General features: G+C 47.1%; 5 protein-coding genes. 4 read left to right on the top strand and 1 reads right to left on the bottom strand.

The window, feature by feature from the left end:
- A partial coding sequence (locus AC4E7D_RS10985; RefSeq protein ID WP_490173843.1) for an FAD-dependent oxidoreductase occupies positions 1-1,076 on the bottom strand: 1,076 nt, incomplete at its 3' end.
- A gap of 151 nt (positions 1,077-1,227) precedes the next feature.
- Between AC4E7D_RS10985 and AC4E7D_RS10980 the strand changes: the two genes are divergently transcribed.
- The 4 genes from AC4E7D_RS10980 to AC4E7D_RS10965 are packed head-to-tail and all read left to right on the top strand — an operon-like array spanning position 1,228 to position 4,863.
- The gene (locus tag AC4E7D_RS10980) at positions 1,228-1,869 is read left to right on the top strand and encodes a flavin reductase family protein (RefSeq protein WP_490173842.1); all 642 of its coding nucleotides are present in this window, start codon (positions 1,228-1,230) and stop codon (positions 1,867-1,869) included.
- Positions 1,859-2,002 (top strand): DUF2256 domain-containing protein, encoded by a 144-nt coding sequence (locus AC4E7D_RS10975; RefSeq protein WP_490173841.1) that lies wholly within the window; start codon positions 1,859-1,861, stop codon positions 2,000-2,002. The genes AC4E7D_RS10980 and AC4E7D_RS10975 overlap by 11 nt, the downstream gene beginning before the upstream one ends.
- Positions 1,999-3,312 (top strand): DASH family cryptochrome, encoded by a 1,314-nt coding sequence (locus AC4E7D_RS10970; protein WP_490173840.1) that lies wholly within the window; start codon positions 1,999-2,001, stop codon positions 3,310-3,312. Before AC4E7D_RS10975 ends, AC4E7D_RS10970 begins: the two co-directional genes overlap by 4 nt.
- Before the next feature lie 6 nt (positions 3,313-3,318).
- The gene (locus AC4E7D_RS10965) at positions 3,319-4,863 is read left to right on the top strand and encodes a cryptochrome/photolyase family protein (RefSeq protein ID WP_490173839.1); all 1,545 of its coding nucleotides are present in this window, start codon (positions 3,319-3,321) and stop codon (positions 4,861-4,863) included.
- Positions 4,864-5,036 lie beyond the last annotated feature (173 nt).

The following is a 5,036-nucleotide window of genomic DNA, read 5'->3' as shown; positions in this document are numbered from 1 at the left end:
TAACTCAGTTCTGCAATGGCGTCAGCGTTGGGTTTTCTGGATTCCTGGTAATGCTTAAATATGGCCTCCCAGTCGTCCCCAAACTCGTGCATGAACTTATTGAGCACAAAGATATCTTCAAAACCCGCATTCATCCCCTGCCCGAAAAAGGGAACAACAGCATGGGCAGCATCCCCAACCAGGGCAACCTTATCCCAGTAGGTCCAGGGATAGCACTTCATGGTTACCAGGGCGCTCGTTGGGTTTTTGAAAAAGTCCTGTGTTAAATTTTCGATCTCGTCAGTTACACTGGGAAAGTGGGTTTCAAAGAACTGCTGGGCCTGTTCTTTGGTTTGAATATTCTCAAACGAGACATCACCTTCAAAAGGTAAAAACAGGGTACAGGTAAAACTGCCATCCAGGTTGGGCATGGCAATAAACATAAAAGACCCCCTGGGCCATATGTGGAAAGAGTTAGGGTCCAGTTTATGTGTGCCATCTGCATTTGGCGGAATGGTGAGTTCCTTATACCCCACATCGATAAAATCCTGTGAATAGTCAAACCGGCTCCTGCGCTGCATCTTATGACGGATCCTCGAAAAAGCTCCGTCACATCCGAAAATAAGATCGTAGTCATAGGTCTTCCATTCACTCTTCTCAGAGGCCCCGGTAAAGAGCCGGGCTCCAGGTAAATCTACGTCCCATACCTTTTCGTTAAACCGGAAATCAACACCCTCAGCTTCTGCGAGGTCTATCATCCTTCTGTTCAAAACCCCGCGGGATATGGACCAGATGGCCTCTCCTTCCTTGCCATATTGCTGAAAATAGGTGGGTTTCCCCTTCACGTGCAGGGCCCTTCGATACAGGGGAATGGCAATCTCCCTCACCTTTTCTTCCAGGCCAACCTCCCTCAGGGCCGTCCAGCCGCGATTACTCATGGCCAGATTAATAGAGCGGCCCGAAAATTCCACTTTGCGTATGTCTGGCCGACGGTCAAATACAGTTACCGAATGCCCGAGCTTTCTTAAATAGATAGACAATAAGGAACCAACGAGACCCGAGCCTACAACGGCAATATCCCTGTGCTTTTGTACCATATAATTTTTTGGTGTGTGCCTATAAAATGCTAAAAGTACACATTTCTGGCCAGAGGAAAAGCCCATTCAATACGCCTGAAAAGGCCCGATGTTGAGGATTAATTGTGATAGTGTTTAATATTTTGATATTTTTGTTAAACAAATTAATCATATGCGCTTTACTGACGTTGAACTGGCCCAATTGCCCTCCCGGTACCGGGCCAACCTTATGAACACCCTCTCAGGCTACAAGCCTGCCAACCTGATAGGTACGGTATCAGCAGAGGGGATCAGTAATCTGGCGATATTCAATTCCGTAACACATGTGGGGAGTAATCCCCCCCTCCTTGGCCTGTTGTTTCGTCCGCTATCCGTAAGGCGGGATACCTACAATAACATTAAGGAATCCGGGGTTTTTACCATTAATGCGGTTACTGCAACTATATACAAGAAAGCACATCAGACAGCGGCTAAATACGAGAAGGACGATTCTGAATTTGAAGCCACAGGACTGACCGCACAATACCTGCAGGAATTTCCGGCCCCTTTTGTAGAGGAAAGCCCCGTTAAGCTGGGGTGTCAATACCAAAATGAATATCCCATCGCGGAAAATGGAACCATTTTGCTCCTGGGGGCGGTAAAATTCGTAGCTGTTGAAGACGGTCTTGTTGAAAGCGATGGCAGCCTTTCCCTGGACCAGGCAGGCATAGTCGCTGCAGCCGGGCTGGATGGTTACGCCCTGCCGAAGATGCTGGACCGCCTGAGTTATGCCAGGCCGGGAATACAACCCCAATCCTTAAAAGATGGCGCATAAGAAGCCTCATCTCCCCACTAAGATATGTGCAGTTTGCGGGAGGCCCTTTACCTGGCGAAAGAAGTGGGAAAAGAACTGGGAGGAAGTACAATACTGCAGTGAACGCTGTCGTAGAAATAAAAAGCGAAAATGAGTTCAGAAATTAACGATACATCTCTGGTATGGTTCCGGAATGACCTTCGGGTTTACGATAACACTTCCCTTGCCAAGGCAGCAGAAAGCGGACGGGTACTAGGTGTATATTTCTTTGATCCCCGGCATTTTGAGAACAAGGCCTTTGGTTTTGCCAAAACCGGAAAATATCGCGCGCAATTCCTACGGGAAACTGTGATTGAACTCCAGGAGAACCTCAAAAACCTGGGCATCCCCCTGCTGGTCTATCATACGCAGCCTGAGGAAAAATTGCCGGAGCTCATCCAATCCCATAAAATCAAAAAAGTATACCTGCAAAAGGAATGGACTGATGAGGAAAATAGTGTGCTGGAGGCTGTAAAAAAGGCAACAGCTCAAGAGGTTAGCTTTGTGGAAACTTATGACCAGTTTCTTTTTCATCCGGACGATGTCCCTTACGACAGTTTCCAGGATATCCCGAATGTTTTTACCCAATTCAGGAAAAAATGTGAAAAGGGAAGTCGTGTCAGACCTTGCATTCCCGCACCGGAGGTACAAAAGCCTTCTGCCCTTGATATTGTTCCCTCCCGCATCCCCAGCCTTGAAGAACTGGGGTATAATGCCTTTACCACGGACACCAGAACCGCTTTCCCCTACACCGGAGGAGAAAACCAGGCCAAACAAAGGATACAGGAATACTTCTGGGAATCCCGAAAACTATCGTATTACAAGCATACCCGAAACGGTCTTGTTGGAACCGATTACAGCTCCAAGCTTTCCCCCTGGTTGGCTAATGGTAGTATTTCGGCCCGTTCTATTTACTGGGAAGTAAAAAATTATGAAAAAAAGGTGGTTAAAAACCAGGACACCTATTGGCTGATCTTTGAACTCATCTGGCGGGACTATTTTAAAAACGTATCCCTGAAATACGGCAACCGTATCTTCCAGTTGGGCGGCATTCTCAATAAAGACTATCATTGGCATCGCTCCAAAAAGGCCCTGGAGGAATGGATTACGGGGTCTACTTCCGAACCCTTTGTCAACGCAAACATGAGGGAACTGGCTGCAACTGGCTGGATGAGCAATCGCGGAAGGCAGAATGTAGCTAGTTATTGGTCAAAAGAATTACAGCAAGACTGGCGTATCGGCGCCGCTTATTTTGAGTCCATGTTACTGGATTACGACGTGCACAGCAACTGGGGCAACTGGATGTACAACAGTGGGGTTGGGAATGACCCCCGGGATAGAAAATTTAATGTGCGGACACAGGCAGAGCGGTACGATAGTGCAGGCACCTATCGCCGTTTGTGGTTGCAGGAAACCCTTTTCTAGAATCCTATGGAAAAAGACATAAAAGTACTCAGGCTACTCCTTGGCGACCAGCTCAATTCCAATCACAGTTGGTTCAGGGAAGTACATCACAATACGGTTTACCTGCTTGCCGAAATGAGGCAGGAGACTGATTACGTCAAGCACCACATTCAGAAAGTGGTCGCTTTCTTCCTTTCAATGCGGAATTTTGCAGATTGGCTGGAAAGTCAGGGCCATGAGGTCATCTATATTAAGATCGATGACCCAAACAACCCCCATGCACTAGAAAAATTAATCCCCCAGGTCTTGACACAAACAGGTGCTGAAAAGTTTGAATATCAGCTGCCGGATGAGTATCGCCTGGACCAGCAGTTGCAGGAACTCTGTACAAATCTCGACGTCCCCGGTGAAGCATATGATACAGAGCACTTCTACACCAAAAGGGATGAGTTGGAAGTGTTTTTCAGGGGTAAAAAGCAATTGATAATGGAGAGTTTTTACCGCATGATGCGGAAAAAACACGAAGTGCTGATGGTAGGGGAGCAACCCGAAGGGGGGCGCTGGAATTTTGACCAGAGCAATCGAAAAAAATGGAAGGGCGAGCCATCTGTTCCCTCCCTGATAGAATTTAACCACGATGTTTCTGCGCTCCTTGACGCGATTGAACGGGCGGGGGTCATCACTTTTGGAAGTATCGCCCCAGACAGATTTAACTGGCCCACTAGCCGAAAGGAGAGCGAAAGCTTGTTGGCTTATTTCTGCGAGGAACTCCTCCCCCACTTCGGGGATTACCAGGACGCCATGCATTCAGAGGAAAAATTCCTCTTCCATTCCCGCCTGTCATTCGCCCTTAACAGCAAAATGCTTTCCCCTAAGGAGGTAGTAGACCGGGTACTGGAAACCTACTATGCTGAGAAGGATGCAATCTCCATATCTCAGGTAGAGGGGTTCATAAGGCAAATCTTGGGGTGGAGGGAGTATATTCGCGGGATTTACTGGAAAGAAATGCCCGACTATGCGAACAAAAATGCCTTGGAGAATCATAATCCCCTACCCGATTTCTTCTGGACCGGAAATACCAAAATGAATTGCCTTAAAAAGTCGATTGGCCAAAGCCTGGATGAAGCCTACGCCCATCATATTCAGCGCCTGATGGTGATCGGGAACTTTGCCCTTCTGATACAGGTAGATCCCAAGTTGGTAGATGCCTGGTACCTTGGCGTTTATATCGATGCTATCGAATGGGTGGAAATGCCCAACACACGAGGTATGAGTCAGTTTGCAGACGGAGGGATAGTAGCTACCAAACCCTATGTGAGCAGTGCCAACTACATCAACAAAATGGGAGACTATTGTACAGGTTGTCACTACGATCACCGTGAAAAGACAGGGGACAGGGCCTGCCCTTTTAACGCCCTGTACTGGAACTTTCTCGATGAAAAAAAGGAATATTTCAAAAATAATCAGCGTATGGGCATGATGCTCAACCTATTAAACAAAAAACCTTCGGAAGAATTATCAGCCCTCAAATCCCGCGCCCATGAAGTCATTCAAAACCCTGACGCCTTTTAATGAAAGTTTAACGTACTGACCTCATCCAACCGCCTGTGTCAGGCGTATATATAGTAAAGTATCATCCGCTTCGGCGTCTATATATATCAAAAAAGTCCTTTACTCCAGGTAAAGGACTTTTTCATTTCAGTGTTTCTTTTTACTCCATGATACCGTCCACGATGCCGTATTCA

This window comes from Lentiprolixibacter sp., assembly GCF_982873095.1.
The sequence above is the reverse complement of the archived record's forward strand: the minus strand, read 5'-3'. Positions and strand labels throughout refer to the sequence as shown.

Coding starts and splice junctions, on each gene's coding strand:
- AC4E7D_RS10980 (WP_490173842.1), top strand. CDS start 1,228: ATGCGCTTTACTGACGTTGAACTGGCCCAATTGCCCTCCCGGTACCGG.
- AC4E7D_RS10975 (WP_490173841.1), top strand. CDS start 1,859: ATGGCGCATAAGAAGCCTCATCTCCCCACTAAGATATGTGCAGTTTGC.
- AC4E7D_RS10970 (WP_490173840.1), top strand. CDS start 1,999: ATGAGTTCAGAAATTAACGATACATCTCTGGTATGGTTCCGGAATGAC.
- AC4E7D_RS10965 (WP_490173839.1), top strand. CDS start 3,319: ATGGAAAAAGACATAAAAGTACTCAGGCTACTCCTTGGCGACCAGCTC.